At 65.6% G+C, this 16,757-nt stretch carries 16 protein-coding genes; 9 read left to right on the top strand and 7 right to left on the bottom strand.

All coding sequences use genetic code 11. From position 1 onward, the window contains the following. The first annotated feature begins 8 nt into the window (after window positions 1-8). From KO516_RS20630 to KO516_RS20620, 3 genes are all read left to right on the top strand, one after another. Entirely contained in the window at window positions 9-2,096 is a 2,088-nt protein-coding gene (locus KO516_RS20630) for a 3-hydroxyacyl-CoA dehydrogenase NAD-binding domain-containing protein (protein WP_216005670.1), read from the top strand. Window positions 2,097-2,127: 31 nt separating this feature from the next. Further along, window positions 2,128-3,183, top strand: coding sequence for a phosphotransferase family protein (locus KO516_RS20625; RefSeq protein ID WP_216005669.1), 1,056 nt, complete (start codon window positions 2,128-2,130; stop codon window positions 3,181-3,183). A 160-nt stretch (window positions 3,184-3,343) separates the two neighbouring features. After that, window positions 3,344-4,852, top strand: a complete 1,509-nt coding sequence (locus KO516_RS20620) for a DUF2235 domain-containing protein (protein ID WP_216005668.1) — start codon at window positions 3,344-3,346, stop codon at window positions 4,850-4,852. On the opposite strand, the gene KO516_RS20615 is transcribed toward KO516_RS20620, so the two are convergent. Then, window positions 4,849-6,645, bottom strand: coding sequence for a hypothetical protein (locus tag KO516_RS20615; protein WP_216005667.1), 1,797 nt, complete (start codon window positions 6,643-6,645; stop codon window positions 4,849-4,851). The two genes, KO516_RS20620 and KO516_RS20615, sit on opposite strands and share 4 nt — an antisense overlap. 128 nt (window positions 6,646-6,773) lie before the next feature. Here KO516_RS20615 and KO516_RS20610 point away from each other — a divergent pair, with 128 nt between their 5' ends. Beyond that, window positions 6,774-7,175 (top strand): GtrA family protein, encoded by a 402-nt coding sequence (locus tag KO516_RS20610; protein WP_216005666.1) that lies wholly within the window; start codon window positions 6,774-6,776, stop codon window positions 7,173-7,175. A 23-nt stretch (window positions 7,176-7,198) separates the two neighbouring features. Here KO516_RS20610 and KO516_RS20605 read toward each other — a convergent pair whose 3' ends face one another. The 4 genes from KO516_RS20605 to KO516_RS20590 form a co-directional block, all read right to left on the bottom strand. Next, window positions 7,199-8,212: a glycosyltransferase family 2 protein gene (locus KO516_RS20605; protein WP_216005665.1), complete on the bottom strand. Its 1,014-nt coding sequence runs from the start codon at window positions 8,210-8,212 to the stop codon at window positions 7,199-7,201. A 222-nt stretch (window positions 8,213-8,434) separates the two neighbouring features. Next, window positions 8,435-9,052, bottom strand: coding sequence for a 50S ribosomal protein L25/general stress protein Ctc (locus KO516_RS20600; RefSeq protein WP_216005664.1), 618 nt, complete (start codon window positions 9,050-9,052; stop codon window positions 8,435-8,437). A gap of 205 nt (window positions 9,053-9,257) precedes the next feature. Then, complete coding sequence (locus KO516_RS20595) at window positions 9,258-9,821, bottom strand: fasciclin domain-containing protein (protein ID WP_216005663.1); 564 nt, start codon at window positions 9,819-9,821, stop codon at window positions 9,258-9,260. Between the two features lie 155 nt (window positions 9,822-9,976). Further along, on the bottom strand, window positions 9,977-11,143 hold the full coding sequence (locus KO516_RS20590; protein ID WP_216005662.1) for an alpha-hydroxy acid oxidase: 1,167 nt from the start codon (window positions 11,141-11,143) through the stop codon (window positions 9,977-9,979). A gap of 78 nt (window positions 11,144-11,221) precedes the next feature. On the opposite strand from KO516_RS20590, the gene KO516_RS20585 reads away from it, so the two are divergent. Both KO516_RS20585 and argC read left to right on the top strand, forming a co-directional pair. After that, window positions 11,222-11,377 (top strand): hypothetical protein, encoded by a 156-nt coding sequence (locus tag KO516_RS20585; RefSeq protein WP_216005661.1) that lies wholly within the window; start codon window positions 11,222-11,224, stop codon window positions 11,375-11,377. 59 nt (window positions 11,378-11,436) lie between these two features. Continuing rightward, a complete protein-coding gene (gene argC / locus KO516_RS20580; RefSeq protein WP_216005660.1) occupies window positions 11,437-12,381 on the top strand; it encodes an N-acetyl-gamma-glutamyl-phosphate reductase in 945 nt (314 codons plus the stop codon). A 148-nt stretch (window positions 12,382-12,529) separates the two neighbouring features. Here argC and trpA read toward each other — a convergent pair whose 3' ends face one another. Next, the gene (gene trpA, locus KO516_RS20575) at window positions 12,530-13,321 is read right to left on the bottom strand and encodes a tryptophan synthase subunit alpha (RefSeq protein WP_216005659.1); all 792 of its coding nucleotides are present in this window, start codon (window positions 13,319-13,321) and stop codon (window positions 12,530-12,532) included. Window positions 13,322-13,461: 140 nt separating this feature from the next. On the opposite strand from trpA, the gene ppk2 reads away from it, so the two are divergent. After that, window positions 13,462-14,451, top strand: a complete 990-nt coding sequence (ppk2, locus tag KO516_RS20570) for a polyphosphate kinase 2 (protein WP_216005658.1) — start codon at window positions 13,462-13,464, stop codon at window positions 14,449-14,451. Here the strand turns inward: ppk2 and KO516_RS20565 are convergent. Further along, window positions 14,444-15,091, bottom strand: coding sequence for a TIGR02453 family protein (locus tag KO516_RS20565; protein WP_216005657.1), 648 nt, complete (start codon window positions 15,089-15,091; stop codon window positions 14,444-14,446). The genes ppk2 and KO516_RS20565 overlap by 8 nt on opposite strands. 116 nt (window positions 15,092-15,207) lie before the next feature. Here KO516_RS20565 and KO516_RS20560 point away from each other — a divergent pair, with 116 nt between their 5' ends. Then, window positions 15,208-15,843 carry a DUF1007 family protein gene (locus KO516_RS20560; protein WP_216005656.1) on the top strand — a complete coding sequence of 212 codons (636 nt, stop codon included), beginning with the start codon at window positions 15,208-15,210 and terminating at the stop codon, window positions 15,841-15,843. Then, entirely contained in the window at window positions 15,825-16,706 is an 882-nt protein-coding gene (locus tag KO516_RS20555; protein ID WP_216005655.1) for a nickel/cobalt transporter, read from the top strand. The genes KO516_RS20560 and KO516_RS20555 overlap by 19 nt, the downstream gene beginning before the upstream one ends. Window positions 16,707-16,757: the final 51 nt, after the last annotated feature.

Here is a 16,757-nt window from a genome sequence, read left to right as displayed (position 1 = left end):
CTGAGGCGATGAAAGACGACGTTACGGCAATCGCAAGGATCGAAACCGAGGGCGAGATCGGTCTGATCTGCCTTGCCAAACCACCGGTCAACGCGGTGGGGCTGGCGCTGCGCAGCGCCATCCATGACGCGTTTCAGACCCTGAGCCAAGATCCGGCGATCCGCGCCATCGTGCTTTACGGCGAGGGGCGGTTTTTCTCGGCGGGCGCGGATATCAAGGATTTTGGCAAGGCGGATGTGCAACCGACCCTGCCACAGGTTCTCAAGGCGCTGAACGACAGCGACAAGCCGGTGATCGCTGCGCTGCACGGCGTTGCCTTTGGCGGCGCGCTGGAACTGGCGCTGGCGACGCATCTGCGGGTCGGTGTGGCGGGGCTGCGGATCGCCTTGCCAGAGGTGAAGCTGGGGCTGCTTCCGGGGGCTGGCGGCGCGCAGCGCCTGCCACGGCTGACCGGGCTGGCAAGCGCCATCGATATCATCTGCTCGGGGCGCGATGTGCTGGCGGACGAGGCGCTGTCGCTTGGCATTCTCGATCGGCTGGTCGATGGCCCTGCGCGCGGGGCCGGGATTGCAGCGGCCCGCGATGTGCTGGCCGGAACGCTGGCACACCGGCAGACCGACGCGCGAGTGGTTGCCGATGATCCGGCCGCTGTAGACGCTGCGCGCATCCGCCTGCAGGCCAAGCGCCCGGCGCTGATGGCGCCTTTGAAGGCACTGGAGGCAGTCTGCGCCGCGACCCTGCCCATTGACGAGGGGCTTGCGGGTGAACGCGCGCTGTTCATGGAGCTGATGGCCGGTGACGAACGCGCCGGGCTGGTGCACGCTTTCTTTGCCGAGCGGGCCACTGGTCAGATCCCGGAAAAATCCGCCACCCCGCGCACGATACAGCGCATCGCCGTGATCGGTGGCGGCACGATGGGGGTGGGCATTGCCACCTCCCTGCTGATCGGCGGCTATCAGACCGACCTGATCGAAGCGCAAAGCGCCCGTGTCGCTCAGGCCCGCAGCGGCATCGAAAAGAACCTCGCAGGTGCTCTGAAACGCGGCAAACTGACCGCAGAGTCGCACAAGGCCGCGCTTGACGGGCTGGGGTGCACCGACAGTCTGGATGTTGCCGCCGAGGCCGATCTGGTCATCGAGGCGATCTTCGAGAATATGGAGGCCAAGATCGGGCTGTTTGCCAAGCTTGATGCGATCTGCAAGCCGGGCGCGATCCTTGCCACCAATACCTCGTATCTTGACGTCAACCAGATCGCTGCGGCCACCGCCCGGCCCGAAGACGTGATCGGCCTGCACTTCTTTTCGCCAGCCCATATCATGCGGCTGATCGAGGTGGTCGTCGCCGAAAAGACTGCGCCAAGCTGCGTTGCGTCGGCCTTTGCGCTCGCCCGCAAGCTTGGCAAGGTGCCGGTGCGGGCCGGGAACAGTGACGGCTTCATCGGCAACCGCATCCTGACGCAGTATCGCCGCGCCGCGGATTACCTGCTGCTTGACGGAGCCGATTTTGCCGGGATCGACGCCGCGCTCGAGGAGTTCGGCTTTGCCATGGGGCCCTTTGCCGTCAACGATCTGGCCGGGCTAGATATTGCGAGGGCCACCCGCGATCGCAAGGCCGCCACCCGCCCGCCGCAAGAGCGCTATTCCCGCGTCGCCGATCTGATCTGCGATCAGGGCTGGTTCGGGCGCAAGACCGGACAGGGTTATTACCTCTACGAGGCCGGCAAAAAACCCGTCGCCCATCCCGGCGCAATGGCGATCGTCGAGACCGAACGCCGGGCGCTGGGCCTCGCCCCGCGCGCCTTCAGCCGCGAAACCATCGTCGCCCGCTGCCTGACGGCGATGATCGCCGAAGCGGTGCGGGTGCTCGAAGAGGGCGTCGCCCTGCGTCCGGTGGATATCGATGCGGTCGAACTGTTCGGCTACGGCTTTCCCCGCCATCGCGGCGGGCCGATGCATCAGGCCGATCTGATCGGCCCGGCAGAGCTGATCCGGCGCATCGAAGATTACGCCGCCGAAGACCCGCATTTCTGGCAGGTGCCCGATCTGCTTCGCAAGATGCAGCGCGACGGGCGCAGCTTTGCGGATCTGAACGGATGAGCCGGACGGACAACATAAAAGGACCCACCCCATGAGTGAGAACGGCGGCCCGCCCCTGATCGACGTCAGTGAGGCGCTCAGTTTCGATGAAAACGCTCTGCGAACCTATCTGGCGGATCATTTGCCGGGCTTTTCCGGCGACTTGACGGTGCGCCAGTTCAACGCCGGGCAAAGCAACCCGACCTATCAGCTGGTCGCGGGGGGGCGCAGATACGTCCTGCGCAAGAAGCCGCCGGGAACGCTTCTGCCGTCGGCCCACGCGGTGGACCGGGAATACCGGGTGATGCACGCGCTGCGCGACACCCCGGTTCCGGTGCCGAAAATGCTGCACCTGTGCACCGATGCTTCGGTGATCGGAACCGACTTCTACGTCATGGAAATGGTCGAGGGTCGGGTGTTTCACGATCCCAGCCTGCCGGGGCTGACACCGCCAGAGCGGCGCGCCTTTTACGACAGTTTCATCAAGGCATTGGCGTCGCTGCATGCGGTTCGCCCCGAGGCCGTGGGCTTGGGTGATTTCGGCCGACCTCAGGGCTATCTGTCGCGTCAAGTGGCGCGTTGGAGCAAGCAGTACAAGGCGACGGAAACCGAGACCATCACCGCAATGAACAAGCTGATGGACTGGCTGCCCGCCAACCTGCCAGAGGATGACCAGGCGGCCATCGTGCACGGTGACTTCCGCCCCGGCAATGCCATCGTGGCGGCGGGCTCTCCTGAGGTGATCGCGCTGCTCGACTGGGAGCTGTGCACTCTTGGTCACCCGTTGGCCGATCTGGGCTATGTCTGCGCCAATTACCACGCCGACAACTTGCCCACCGGGCAGTTCAAGGGGCTGGATTTTCAAAGCTTGGGCATCCCGACCGAGGCGGAATTCCTTGACCTTTACTGCCGCTATTCGGGCCGAGAGTCTGTCGACAACCACTTGTTTTTCGTAGTGTTTTCTTTCTTTCGCAGCGCCGCGATCATTCAGGGCGTCTATAAGCGCGGGCTTGACGGCAACGCCTCGTCGCAAAAGGCGCTCAAGCTGGGGCATCTGGCGCGGGTGCGGGCCGAAAACGCTTGGCGCATCGTCGAAGAAAACCTTTGAGCCATGGTTCGGGCGGGCGCGTCAGGCACCCGCCTGACCTGAGCCTCTGGCCAGTCTCGGCGATGCCAGCGGGTTTGCATTGCGCGCAAGGGCGTTTCCACCTTGACGTGTGTACCCTATCCGTCAGCATCCATCGCGTGTTCATGGTGGAGGGGCGGGAATGGCAAGGCTGGTGGTGTGTTGCGACGGAACCTGGAACAGTCCGGGGCAGGAGGCGCTCGGGCTGCCCTCGCCCACAAACGTTGTGCGGCTGCGGGCCTGTCTTGCCGCCGCGGGGGCTGATGGGCAGGCGCAAGACAGCTACTACCGGCTGGGCGTGGGCACTTCCGGCGGGCCGCTGCGCCGCGCCGCCGAGGGTGGTCTGGGCATCGGGCTGGGCGAGGACATCAAGAGCGCCTTTTACTGGCTTGCCACCCGCTGGCAACCGGGGGACGAGATCTTTCTGTTCGGCTTTTCGCGCGGGGCTTACGCGGTGCGCAGCCTTGCCGGGATGATCGGGCGCTGCGGGCTTGTCGATCTGTCGGGTGTGCAAGATGAGGCGCAGCGGTGGGAGCGGGTGGATACGGTCTATGCCGCCTACCGTAAGCTGTCGGCGGATGCGCCGTTTGACAGCGCCGTGCCCTGCCACCGTGATGTGCCGATCCGCTTTCTTGGCGTGTGGGATACCGTCGGTGCGCTGGGTATTCCGCAGGATTTCGGCATCAACCTGCTGGGCCGGGTGGGGCGGCTGCGTTTTCACGACACTTGGCTGGGCGAGAATGTTGCAACTGCGCGCCACGCGCTGGCCATCGACGAGCGGCGGCAGAGCTTTGCGCCGACGCTGTGGCAGGGTCACGGTGCGGGGCGCGATATCCGGCAGGTCTGGTTTGCAGGGGTGCATTCCGACATTGGCGGCGGCTACCGCGAACGTGGGCTGGGCGACATCGCGCTGCGCTGGATGATCGACGAGGCGGCGGGCTGCGGGCTGGGGTTTGCGCCCTCTGCGCTCGAGCAGATCGCGCCGGACCCGCGCGGGGTGATGCATCGCTCGGTGCGCGGGGTGTTTGCGCTGCTCGGGCGTCGGCGGCCACGCGCGGTGCCCCGGCTGGCGGAGGAGAGCGAGGCGGTGCATCCCGGCGTGGCGGCGCGGCGCCTGACACCGCCGCTTGATCAGGCGGGATACTGGCCCGAGACGGCGCTGGCGCCGGGGCAGGCGGTGCGCCTCGATGTGTTTGCGCGCAGCCGCTGGAATGCGACCGGGATCTGGCTGCAGGCCGGGGAACGCTATCGTTTCGAGGCCGACGGCGAATGGCTCGACGCCGGTATCCGCTGCAGCGCTGCCGGGCCGAAACCCGGTCTGCACCTTGGCAAGGCGCTCTGGCTTGCGGCGGCGCCGGCATCAAAGCTTCAGGGTTGGCTCCGTCGCAAGCCGGGCAATGGCAGCGCCGTGGTCTGGGCGGCGCGCCGGGCCGAGGCGCTGCCGTGGATGTCGCTGGTCGGAATCGTCGCCAGCGGGCAGGGCGCTAGCGAGACGCGCGGGCGGATCTGCCCGCATGAGACGCTGGCCATCGGCGCCGGGGGCACGCTGACCCCGCGCAGCAGCGGCTACCTCTATTGTTTCGCCAATGACGTCTGGGGCGCTTATTTCAACAATCGCGGCAAGGTGTCGCTGAGCGTTACGCGGCTTTAACGAACGCGGAAGATCAGCAGCCCGCTTTCGGAATCGCCATGCGCAACCGGGTCCAGAAACGCCGGAACCGCGCCCCGTTCCACATCGTAGCCAAAGCCCGAATAGCCGTGACGGTGCAGCGAGACCAGTTCGGGGTCGTCCGGGCACAACACCAGATAGTCGATGCCGGTCTCGGTCAGCAGGCTGTGGGCCTCTGCCGGGGACTGCGCCAGAGTGATCTCGAGCTGGCGGCGCATTCCGCCCTGATTGCGGTGATAGGGGGCCGACAAGGTCCGGTGCGCGCTGTGCAATAGGATCTGCGTGCCAAGGTTCGACGGTGCCGACACCACGCCCGTCGGCAGCGCCGCCAGCGCAGCGGTGGACTTGGCGGTGAAACAGGCGCGCGTGTCGGTTTTCGCAGAGGTGGCGGCATGGGCCGGGCCTGCAACCTGACTGATCACCCGTTCGGTGCCGTCCAGAATCTCGCCCCATGTCATCGGCACCGCGAGCAGAAAGCAGGCAAAGGCCGCAAGCGCGGCGATCGGGCGGCGGTCGCGTTGCCAGATCTGGTGCAGCCGGGTGATCAGCACGCCAAGCACCGGCGCGCAGAGCGTCAGCAGCGCCGATGCGCCGCGCAGCTGGTAGATTGTCAGCGCCAGCGCGCCGATCAGCAGCAGTGTCATCAACAGCCAGCTGGCGCTGCGCTGGTTCCAGGCAAACCACGCCGACAGGATGACTGTCGCGAGGCCAACCAGATAGTAGCCATAGAGGAACAGCAGGCCAGAGCTGCGTAGGAGGTCGTCAAGCCCGCGCGCCTCGGTGACGAAGGCCAGCCAATGCTGCGCAAGATATGGGTCGAGCGCGTCCAGCGGGTTGTGCAGGCAAGAGGGCAGCGCCGCCAGCGTCCCCCCGGCAACCCCGGCGAATAGCGCGCCCAGCACCGCGCCGCGCAGTGCCAGCCCGCGCCCCGACACCGTCAGCGCCGCCAGCGCCATCGCGCCAAGCCCCAACGCAACCGGCACCGCGAGGTCGATCGACAGCGCGTCGCAAAATCCCCCCCGGTAGGCCGAGGCCGGGGCGAGGGCCACAAACAGCACCAGCAGCCCGCCGATGCCCCCGGCGGCAAAGCCCAGCACCGGCGCACGTTCCGGCGCGCCAAGCGCCAGCCAGAACCCGGCCAGCCCCAGCGTGCCCATCGCCAGCAGCGGCAGCGTCTCGACACCGACGGCAAGCGACGCGGCCAGCGCGACCCCCGCCAACACCGGCAGCCAGCGGTTTTCGCGGCGCCCGAGAATGCCCAGCAACATCGTCAAGAACAGCGCGATCTGCACGTTGTGATGGTCGATGGACCCCGGCAGAAAGCGCACCTCCAGCCACAGCATGAACCCGGCCAGCGCGGCGGCAAAGGGCGCAGCGTTGCGCCCGCCCAGCGTTGCGGCAATGCGCCCCACCAGCCACATGGTCAGCGCCAGCAGGATCAGCGGCCAGCAGAAGATCGCCAGATATTCCGCCTGCGCCCGCGTGGTGACCAGATCGAACAGCAGGATCAGCCCTGCAATCGGTGCATCGACCAGCCGCGACCAGTGCATCTCGAAGCCGCCATCGAGGCCAAGCCTTGGCTGCGTCAGATCGAACCATGGCTTGCCGTTCAGCAGATCGCGCACCTCGACCAGACGCAGGGCGGAATCATTGTACATGTCGAACATGAAATCCGGCAGGCCCTTGGCCCTGCTTACGCTCATCAAGAAAAGATAGGCAAAGACAGCGACGGGAATCCATCGCATCGGGCTGGGGGCTTGGCGCGCCTGGGTCATCTGGACTGCTCTTGCTTGTTGCCGTCGTTGGCATGGTGTTCGCCGCGCCACAGCGGCGCAATGGGGGCTTGATCACGGCGGCAGGCTGCGTCCATCAAGAGGAGCGCATCAACCCGAAGGTTCCGACCATGCCCCGCCAAGACCCCGCCGAGACCCGCCGCCATCTTGGCGGTTTCCTCGTGGCGGGCGGGCTGGGGTTTGTGGCCGACGCTGCGGTTTTGACGCTGGGCACCATGGCCGGGCTGCCCCCGGCGCTGGCACGGGTGCCGTCTTTCCTTGTGGCCGTGCTGCTCACATGGGCGGTGAACCGCAAGCTGACCTTCCGCACAAGCGCCGCGCCGGGGGTGCGCGAATTCCTGCACTACCTCGCGGCGATGGCGCTGGGGCTTGGCATCAACTACGCGGTGTTCGTGGCGGTGCTGGCCGCCGCGCCGCTGGCGCAGGGCTGGCCGGTGCTGGCGCTGATCCCCGCCACGGCGGCAGGGATGATCGCCAATTTCCTCTCGGCGCGACATGTTCTGAACCGCTGATGTCATGGCCGCCCCCGCAGCCCTCAGCCCCGAGGGCCGGGGATCTGAAGATAGGTCATGTAGCGCGCCTCGCGTCGTCCGCGCGCCACGGTTTCTAGGATCACCGCGCAGACCAGCGACAGCGCCGCCAGCCCAATGCCGGTCAGCGACACGAACAGCGAGGGAAAGCGCGCCACCAGCCCGGTTTCCATGAACTCGGCAAAGATCGACGCAAACACCGCCAGCGAGGGCAGTGCCATCAGCCCGGCGAGCCCGGCAAAGAACTGCAGCGGCTTTTCCTCTTTCACCAGCAGGCCGATCATCCGCAGGATGCGCCAGCCATCGCGATAGGTACTCAGTTTGGAATTGCTGTTCTCGGGGCGGGCGGAATAGGGGGTCGGCACTTCTCCGGCGGGCATCCGCAGTTGCAGCGAATGCACCGTCAGTTCGGTTTCGATCTCGAACCCTTGGCTGAGGGCGGGAAAGCTTTTGACGAAGCGGCGCGAAAACACCCGGTAGCCTGACAGCATGTCGTTGAAATCGCGCGCGAACAGGGTCTGCACGAGGCCACTCAGCAGCCTGTTGCCGAATTTGTGCCCGGCGCGATAGGCGGCGGCGTCGGTGCTGATCCGCGCGCCGTTCACCATATCGAGCTTGCCGTCCATCAGCATGGAGATCATCGCGGGGGCCGAGGCCGCGTGATAGGTCGCATCGCCATCGGCCATGACATAGATGTCGGCTTCGACATCGGCGAACATGCGGCGCACCACGTTGCCCTTGCCCTTGCGCGGCTCGAAGCGAACGATGGCCCCGGCGTCGCGGGCAATGCGGGCGGTATCGTCGGTGGAGTTGTTGTCATAGACATAAATCCGCGCCTGCGGCAGCGCCGCGCGGAACTGCTGCACGGTCTGGGCAATGGCGGCGGCCTCGTTGTGGCAGGGCAGGATCACCGCGATTTGCGGATCTGGCTCGGCGCGCCGCGCGCGGCCTGCAAACGCGTCGAGAAGGCCAAGGCCATCGGCGTAATCGCCCGCGACGGGGGCTGCGTAATCCTTCATTCCCGTGCCCTTTTCCGGCTGCGTGTATCGGCAGCGATCCGGCGGCAAAATGCCGGACAGATGCGCGTTGTTCAGCAGGGTTACAGGGGCAATCGGGCAGGCTTTGGCCGCGAATGTGGCACAAGCGGCGCTTTTTCGCGGGAGGCGCGGGGCTTACCAAGGCGCAGAAACGAAAACGGCCCCGCCAATGGCAGGGCCGTTCCAGTCGATAGCGTGGGAGGATTACTCCTCGGTGGCTTCTTCGCCTTCTTCATCATCCGCTGCCTTCAGGCCGCGCGGCGCCGAGATGTTGGCGATGACGAAATCACGGTCGATGGTCGGCTTGGCGCCTTCCGGCAGCACCACATCGGAGATGTGGATCACGTCGCCGATCTGGCGGCCGGCGAGGTCGACGGTGATGTGGTCGGGGATGTCACCGGCCAGCACGTTCAGTTCGACTTCCTGACGCACGATGGTCAGCACGCCGCCCTTCTTGATGCCGGGGGCCGTTTCCACGTTGATGAAATCGACGTGGATGAACAGGTTGATCCGGCTGGTGCGGCGCAGGCGCATCAGGTCGAAGTGGGTGGGCAGGTCTTTGACGACATCGCGCTGCACGTCGCGGCAGATCACGCGCACGTCTTCGTGGCCTTCAACCTTGAGGTTGAACAGCGTCGACTTGAAGCGACCCTGCTTGAGGCGCTTGAGCAGCACGTTGAACGGCATCTGAACCGCAAGCGGTTCGGCTTCGCCGCCAAAAACAATGCCCGGAACCATGCCATCGCGGCGTACCTGCCGAGCGGCGCCCTTGCCCGTCCCCGGCCGTTCCAGAGCTTCGAGATCAGGAATCTCACCAGCCATGTTGTATCTCCATATATAAGGGCAGGGTGCCTCCAAGGCTGTCACCCCGCGTAAGAGCGTCCCTTTAGACCGGATCGCGGCATTTCTCAACCGGTTTCTGCACGGCTGGCGCGGCGCATGAAAAACCCCCGGCAAGCATCTGCTCGCCGGGGGCCAGAGCCGCGCAAGGAGGGGGCGTTTCAACGCGGCCCTGTTTGCGGTGGGCTTACATCGCGGGCAGCAGCACCCGGTCGATGACGTGGATCACGCCGTTCGACTGGCGCACGTCAGCAATGGTGACGGTGGCGGTGCGGCCCTGCTCGTCGGTCAGCTCGATCTTGGCGCCGTCCATCTTGGCCTGAAGCGTGCAGCCGCCGACAGTCGGCACCGGGTGGACGCCGCCGTCATCGGCGATCATGCCAGCGATGGCATCGGACATGGCCGAGGCCGCCACCACGTGGCAGGTAAGGATCTTGGCAAGCTGCGCCTTGTTCTCGTCCATCATCAGCTGCGACAGGCTGTCCTCCGAGATCATCGCGAAGGCGTCGTTGGTGGGGGCGAACACGGTGAACGGGCCTTCGCCGCTGAGCGTGTCGACCAGCCCGGCCTGCTTGACAGCCGCCACCAGCGTGGTGTGATCGGCCGAGTTCAGGGCGTTCTCGACGATGGTCTTGTCGGCATACATCGCCGCGCCCCCGACCATCGGGTTATCCATCGGATCGGCGGCCAGCAGCGGGGCGGCAAAGGTGGCGGAGGCAAGTGCGGCGACAGCGGTGGTCTTGAAAAACATCTGGTCTCTCCCGTAGCGCCGGGCGGTTGTCGCCCGGATCTGCACGAAGACACGCAAGACCCCGGTGTCGCAGTTTCAGAAAGCGCCATCACAGCTTCGTGAAGGTGCTGAAAATCGCCCTGCGGCGGACACCAACGCGATGCCCGCCGCGACGATCACTCCTGCCAGTCGCCGGAAAAATTGCGCGGAATCATCAGGATGTCGCGATCAAGCGCTGTGACATCCGTGCGCCCGCACAGCCCCATGGAGGTGTCGAGTTCCTTGTGGATCACTCGCAGCGCCTCCGAAACCCCGGTTTCGCCCATGGCGCCCAGCCCATAGATATAGGCGCGCCCGATCCAGCAGCCCTTGGCGCCCATGGCAACAGCCTTCAGAACGTCCTGACCCGAGCGCACGCCGCTGTCGAGATGCACCTCGATACGATCCCCGACCGCGTCCATGATCGGCCCTAGCGCCCGAATCGAGCTGAGCGCGCCATCCAATTGCCGCCCGCCGTGGTTGCTGACCACGATGGCATCGGCGCCGACATTGCACGCCTCGAGCGCATCGCGTGGGTCCATGATGCCCTTGATGATCAGCGGGCCATCCCACATCTTGCGGAACTGCCGGATGCGATCCCAGTCCAGCGCCTGATCGAAATTGTTATGCGTCCAGTCGGTGAGGCTGGCCGCATCCCCGACGCCCTTGGCATGGCCGACGATATTGCCAAAGAACCGCCGCTTGGTTTTCAGCATGTCCAGCCCCCAAGCGACGCGGTAGCTCATGTCGGCGATGGATTTCGCGGTCAGCTTGGGCGGGGCGGACAGCCCGTTCTTGATATCCTTGTGGCGCTGACCCAGCATCTGCAGATCCACCGTGATCACCGCCGCCGAGCATTTGGCGTCTTTGGCCCGGTCGAACAGGCGCTGGGTGAAATCGTCGTCCTTCATGGTATAGACCTGCAGCCAGAACGGTTTCGAGCTGTTCTCGGCCACATCCTCGATCGAACAGATCGACATCGTCGACAGGCAATAGGGCACACCGAATTTCTCGGCGGCGCGCGCGGCGTGAATTTCGCCATCCGCATGCTGCATCCCGGTCATGCCCACCGGGGCCAGCGCCACCGGCATTGCCACATCCTGCCCGACCATCTGCGATTTCGTCGTGCGGCCGGTCATGTCGATGGCGACTCGCTGGCGCAGCTTGATTTCGCTGAAATCCGAGACATTCTCGCGGAAGGTCTGTTCGGTCCAGCTGCCGCTTTCGCAATAATCGTAGAACATCTTCGGCACACGCCGTTTGTAGATGCGCTTGAGGTCCTCGATCTCGGTGATCACGGGCATTGCGCCCTCCTTTATGCTGAAAGCGGTCAGATTTTCTTACCGCTCAAGCGCGCGGCGCGCAATCTTCTCGGGAAAAACTTGCTGCGGCTGCAAGATCTGCATCTGGCGATAGCCGATGGCGCAATGACGTGCGGGCAAACCGAACCCATGGGGCCAAGCCTGAACGTGGCGTTTCGGGTCGTGTCGGGAATCGCGATTGCCGACATCACCGAAGCACTGGCAGGGCCGGGGTGAGTCATTTCCTTCAATCTCAAGCCATGTTATAGCCACGCACGTAGAAAAAGGAGGCACGCATGGCCTGGAAAGTGTTCATCGACGGCGAAGCCGGTACCACGGGATTGCAGATCCGCGAGCGTCTCGAGGCGCGCGCGGATATCGCCCTGGTCCAGGTGCCGCATGAGCTCCGAAAGGATGCGGGCGCGCGCTCCGAGGCGCTGGCCGAGGCAGACGTGGCGATCCTGTGCCTGCCGGATGACGCGGCAAAGGAAACCGTCGCATTGGCCGCGCCGCACGGCACGCGGATCATCGACGCCTCGACGGCGCATCGGGTCGCGGACGGCTGGACCTTCGGTTTTCCCGAAATGTCCAAGGGCCAGCGCGCGGCAATTGCCTCGGCGCGTCTGGTGTCGAACCCCGGCTGCTGGTCGACCTGCGCCATCGCCCTGATCCGCCCGCTGGTCGAGGCAGGAGTGCTGGCCGCAGACGCCGCGCCAGCGATCTCGGGCGTGTCCGGCTATACCGGCGGCGGCAAGGCGATGATTGCCGAGTTCGAAAGCGGCGAGACCGGCGGCGGCTTCCTGTATGCCGTCAGCCAGGGCCACAAGCACCTGCCCGAGATCTCGAAGCACGGGCTGCTGAGCGCGCCTGCGGTGTTCGTGCCGTCTGTCGGGCAGTATGCGCAGGGCATGGCGGTGGCGGTGCAACTGCCGGGGCTTGGCGCCGATGGCGCTGAGGCGGCCGAAGCGGCGCTCAAGGTGGCCTATGCGGGCGAGCGGTTTGTGTCGGTGGTGGCAGCTTCGATGCACGAGCCTCGCGTGATGCCGCAACGACTGAACGGCACCAACCGGCTGAAGCTGTCGGTGCATGGCAACCCGGAATCGGGTGCGGTGGTGCTGGTGGCGGTGCTCGATAACCTCGGGAAAGGGGCGTCGGGGGCGGCGGTTCAGAACCTCAACATCATGCTTGGCTGCGACGAAGGCGCTGGGCTTGAGGACGCGGCGCGCGCTGCGGCGGAGTAAAAGCAGGGGGGCGCTGCCCCCCTCGGCGCCTGCGCGCCTTCCCCCCGGAGTTTACCTGCAAGATGAAGCCGGGGCGCGGCGCCTCATCTTCATCTTGCTGAATAAACTCCCGCCGGAGGCAGGCATGACATGGCGGTCAGGCGCGCGCTCAGGCCCGATGCGCGCCGTCTGCCAGCGATTTTACAAAGGCAAGCACTTCGGCGACGGGCTTGCCTTCGGCTTGGGCAGCCACGATCGCCGAGCCCACGACGCAGCCGTCGGCCACGCTTGCGATGCTCTGCGAGGTTTCCGGCGTGCGGATGCCAAAGCCGACGATGACAGGCAGATCGGACGCGGCTTTGATGCGGGCCACTTCGGGGGCGACATCGGTGGCCTGTGCGGCGGCCGCGCCGGTGATGCCGGTGATCGACACGTAATAAACAAAGCCCGAAGTATTCTGGAGCACCTTTGGCAGGCGGTTGTCGTCGGTGGTGGGCGTGGCGAGGCGGATGAAGTTCAACCCGGCCTTCTGGGCGGGAATGCACAGTTCTTCGTCTTCCTCAGGGGGCAGGTCGACCACGATCAGCCCGTCAATCCCGGCCTCTTTTGCATCGACCAGGAACTTGTCGACGCCGCGATTGTAGATCGGATTGTAATAGCCCATCAGCACGATCGGGGTGGTGTTGTCGCCCGCGCGGAAATCGCGCACGAACTGAAGCGTGCGCTCCAGCGTCATGCCCGCTTCGAGCGCGCGTTGCCCGGCCAGCTGGATCGTCGGGCCGTCCGCCATCGGGTCGGTGAAGGGCAAGCCGAGCTCGATAATGTCGACGCCCGCGCCGGGCAGGCCGCGCACCAGCTCGAGAGAGGCGTCATAATCCGGGTCTCCGGCCATGACATAGGCGACGAAGGCCTTTTTCCCCTCGGCTTTCAGGGCGGCGAACTTGGCGTCGATACGGGTCATGGTCTTCCCTTCACTTGTCTCGGGGGCAGGTCTGCCGGATCGGCGGGGGGAAATCAATGGGCCGCGCGCCGGTTGACACGTGTCAAGGCGGCGCTCACGCTTGGCCTGTATCGTCGCGTCAACCCACAGGAAGGACCGACATGACAGACATTCCCGAGGCGAGCCAGCCGCTTCAGGCCTCCGAGCCTTCGCAAGTCTTGCCCCAAGGCGCCGAGGTTCCGGTTCCAGCGCCGGCTGCGAACCAGTCGCCTCAGGCGCGCATCCGCCGCCATGCGCCGACCCCGGACGACATCCGCCGCGCCTTCGAGACTGGCGAATACCCGTATGACGTCAAGCTGTCGCGCCGCAGCTACGAGCGGCAGAAGGCGCAGCTTCAGGCGGAATTGCTCAAGGCCCAGCTTTGGGTGCAGCAATCCGGGCAGAAGCTGGTCTTGCTGTTCGAGGGCCGCGACGCCGCTGGCAAGGGCGGCACCATCAAGCGCTTTACCGAACATCTCAACCCGCGCGGGGCCCGCGTTGTGGCGCTGAACAAACCCAGCGACGAAGAGCGCGGCCAATGGTATTTTCAGCGATATATCAATCATCTGCCGACCGCAGGTGAGATCGTTCTGTATGACCGCTCGTGGTACAACCGGGCCGGGGTCGAGCGGGTGATGGGGTTTTGCGAGCCCAATGAATACCTTGAATTCATGCGCCAGACGCCGGATCTGGAACGGATGCTCGTGCGCTCGGGGGTGAAGCTGTACAAATACTGGTTCTCGGTCACGCAGGACGAGCAAAAGCGCCGCTTTGCCAGCCGCGAGACCGATCCGCTGAAGCAATGGAAGCTGTCGCCGATCGACAAGGCCAGTCTCGACAAATGGGAAGATTACACCGAGGCCAAGGAGGCGATGTTCTTTTACACCGACACCGCCGATGCGCCGTGGATCGTGGTCAAGTCGAACGACAAGAAGCGGGCGCGGCTGAACTGCATGCGGCATTTCCTGTCGACGCTGGAGTATCCGGGCAAGGACCGTCGCATCGCGACCCCGCCGGACCCGCTGATCGTTGGCGGTGCGGCGCATGTGATCCACAAGTCAGAGCATATTCTGGGCACCGCGCTGCATCCCGACAGCCGGCACGTCACCTAGCGACGTTTCGCGCCAGCCAGTCCTGCAGCGGCGCAAGGCGGTCGAACGTGTCGACAAGCGCTGCCTCGGCGTCGACGCACAGCGAGTGGTACAGATCGTCGATCCAGACAAGGCAGCCGGTGTGGCGCAGCAGCTCTGCGTGAGGGTGCGCGCTGTCATAGGGGGCAGGCGGGCTGACGAGGGGTGGCGGATCCATGCGGCCCTTCAGTTCCGGCAGCAGCGCCGCGAGCTTGCCGCCTTCGGGGCTGTCGAGGGCGGCGCGCCAATCCTGCGTCTGTGCCTCGTCGAACACCATCACCCCCGCCGCCGCCGTGGCGTAGTTTGGCGACAGGCCGAAGTACCAGCCGCGCCCGTCAGGCAGGGTCCAGGCGGCGTGAAGATGGGTGAAGAACGGCGTCTTGTCGTTGGAAAACCGCACGTCGCGGTGCAGGCGGAACAGTTTGGGGCGCACCCGTTGCCGTGTCCGCTGCGACAGGCGCAACGCAATCCGGTCTACTAGCATCTCGGCGGGGCGGCGGACTTCGGCGTCATAGCGGGGCTTTTCAGCGCGAAACCACTCGCGATTGTTGTTGGCGGCAAGATCTTCGAGAAACGCCCTGACCCTTGGAGCGAAAGCGGTTTTCTCGATCGTCTGGGTCATGTCGGTGTCCTTCTGACAAAGTGACTCGAATTAGGGAGGGCCAAACCTTAGGATGGCGCGCGGCGGCGCGGCCGGTGCCGTATTGACCAACCCCCTTGTCCCGTGACGGTTCCCATATGATTCGCGTTCTGAGCTTTCTGCCCCTGCTGCTGCCTGCTTCGGGTGCGCTTGCGCATCCGCACATCTTTGTCGACACCGCGCTGGAGGTTGCGCTGAACGAGGCGCAGCAGGTGACCGGGGTTACGGTCAGCTGGGCCTATGACGAGTTTTTCACGCTGCTGCTGTTCGAAGACATGGGGCTCGACCCTGACGGCGACGGTGTGCTGAGCGATGCCGAGATGGAGGAGCTGCAGGGCTTTGAGCTGGCCAACTGGCCGCTTGATTATGCCGGAGATCTCTACCTGTTCGCGGGGGATGAGGCTGTCGAGCTTGGCAGGCCAGAGGCCCGCGGCGTGACGCTGAAAGACGGGCGCATCCAGTCCGATCACTACCGCCCCTTGCTGCCGCCAAGCCCTGCCGATGGGCTGCACATCGCGCAATATGATCCGACCTATTACATCGCCTACACGCTGTCGCGCGGGGTGACGGTAGACGGTGCATGCGAGGCCATCGTGACCGACCCCGATCTTGATGAAACCGCGCGTGCCATGCAGCAGGAACTTGCCAATATCCCCGAGGATGGCTTTACCGAGCTGCTGGCCGGGCATCTCTACGCTCAGGATGTGAGGATCGTATGCGCAGCGTCGGAGTGATCGGGGCGGCGCTGGTGGCGGCCTTGGCGCTGTGGCTTTGGGCCGGGGATGGCGCCGCGCAGGTGGCGCGGCTGGCGGCGGCCGGGCAGCACGAGGCGCAGGTGGCCATGGCCCGCGCGCTGAGGGCGTTGCGCGCGGGCGATCCCGGCGCGCTGTCGTGGCTGCTGGCGATGTGCTTTGCCTATGGCGTGCTGCATGCGGCGGGGCCGGGGCATGGCAAGCTGTTGGTCGGCGGCTATGGTGTCGGGCGGCGGGTGCCGCTGGCACGGCTGTCGGCGCTGGCGCTGGTGTCGAGCCTTGCGCAGGCCGGGGTGGCGATTGCCGTGGTCTATACCGGGGCGGCGCTGCTGGGGCTGGGCCGCGTGGCGATGACCGATGCCGCCGAGGATTATCTGGCTCCTGCCAGCTATGCCGCCATCGGCTGCATCGGTCTGTGGCTGCTGCTGCGCGGCCTGCGCAAGTTGCCCGCGCCGAAGGCCCATGTGCACGATCATCACTGTGACTGCGGCCATGCCCATGCCCCGACGCCCGAACAGGTGGAAACCCTGCATGGGCTGCGCGACGCCGCATTGCTGGTGGCGGCCATCGCCATCCGCCCCTGCACCGGCGCGTTGTTTCTGCTGATCCTGACATGGCGGATGAACCTTGATCTAGCCGGGATCCTTGGCGTGACCGCGATGGGGCTGGGCACGGGGGCGGTGACGGTGGCCGTGGCGGCGGCGTCGGTGACCTTTCGCGAAGGCGCGCTGATGCGCCTTGCTAGCGGTGCGCAGGCCCGCCGGGTCATGGGCGGGATCGAGGCCACCGCGGGCGCGCTGATCGCCATGATTGCCTTTGAGGTGACGCTGCGCACAGTGCTCTGAGCGCTGGCGCAGTACGCGCCGCCTTGCCGGGGCGCTTTGCCCAAGATATGG

The sequence above is a fragment of the Citreicella sp. C3M06 genome, from assembly GCF_018860705.1.
Taxonomy (GTDB): domain Bacteria; phylum Pseudomonadota; class Alphaproteobacteria; order Rhodobacterales; family Rhodobacteraceae; genus Salipiger.
The sequence above is the reverse complement of the archived record's forward strand: the minus strand, read 5'-3'. Positions and strand labels throughout refer to the sequence as shown.

Bases quoted from the DNA above. Each gene is read 5' to 3' on its own strand.
- KO516_RS20620 (WP_216005668.1), top strand. From the start codon at position 3,344: ATGGCAAGGCTGGTGGTGTGTTGCGACGGAACCTGGAACAGTCCGGGG.
- KO516_RS20615 (WP_216005667.1), bottom strand. From the start codon at position 6,645: ATGACCCAGGCGCGCCAAGCCCCCAGCCCGATGCGATGGATTCCCGTC.
- KO516_RS20600 (WP_216005664.1), bottom strand. From the start codon at position 9,052: ATGGCTGGTGAGATTCCTGATCTCGAAGCTCTGGAACGGCCGGGGACG.
- KO516_RS20590 (WP_216005662.1), bottom strand. From the start codon at position 11,143: ATGCCCGTGATCACCGAGATCGAGGACCTCAAGCGCATCTACAAACGG.
- KO516_RS20625 (WP_216005669.1), top strand. From the start codon at position 2,128: ATGAGTGAGAACGGCGGCCCGCCCCTGATCGACGTCAGTGAGGCGCTC.
- KO516_RS20555 (WP_216005655.1), top strand. From the start codon at position 15,825: ATGCGCAGCGTCGGAGTGATCGGGGCGGCGCTGGTGGCGGCCTTGGCG.
- trpA (WP_216005659.1), bottom strand. From the start codon at position 13,321: ATGACCCGTATCGACGCCAAGTTCGCCGCCCTGAAAGCCGAGGGGAAA.
- KO516_RS20560 (WP_216005656.1), top strand. From the start codon at position 15,208: ATGATTCGCGTTCTGAGCTTTCTGCCCCTGCTGCTGCCTGCTTCGGGT.
- KO516_RS20610 (WP_216005666.1), top strand. From the start codon at position 6,774: ATGCCCCGCCAAGACCCCGCCGAGACCCGCCGCCATCTTGGCGGTTTC.
- KO516_RS20630 (WP_216005670.1), top strand. From the start codon at position 9: ATGAAAGACGACGTTACGGCAATCGCAAGGATCGAAACCGAGGGCGAG.
- KO516_RS20565 (WP_216005657.1), bottom strand. From the start codon at position 15,091: ATGACCCAGACGATCGAGAAAACCGCTTTCGCTCCAAGGGTCAGGGCG.
- ppk2 (WP_216005658.1), top strand. From the start codon at position 13,462: ATGACAGACATTCCCGAGGCGAGCCAGCCGCTTCAGGCCTCCGAGCCT.
- KO516_RS20605 (WP_216005665.1), bottom strand. From the start codon at position 8,212: ATGAAGGATTACGCAGCCCCCGTCGCGGGCGATTACGCCGATGGCCTT.
- KO516_RS20595 (WP_216005663.1), bottom strand. From the start codon at position 9,821: ATGTTTTTCAAGACCACCGCTGTCGCCGCACTTGCCTCCGCCACCTTT.
- argC (WP_216005660.1), top strand. From the start codon at position 11,437: ATGGCCTGGAAAGTGTTCATCGACGGCGAAGCCGGTACCACGGGATTG.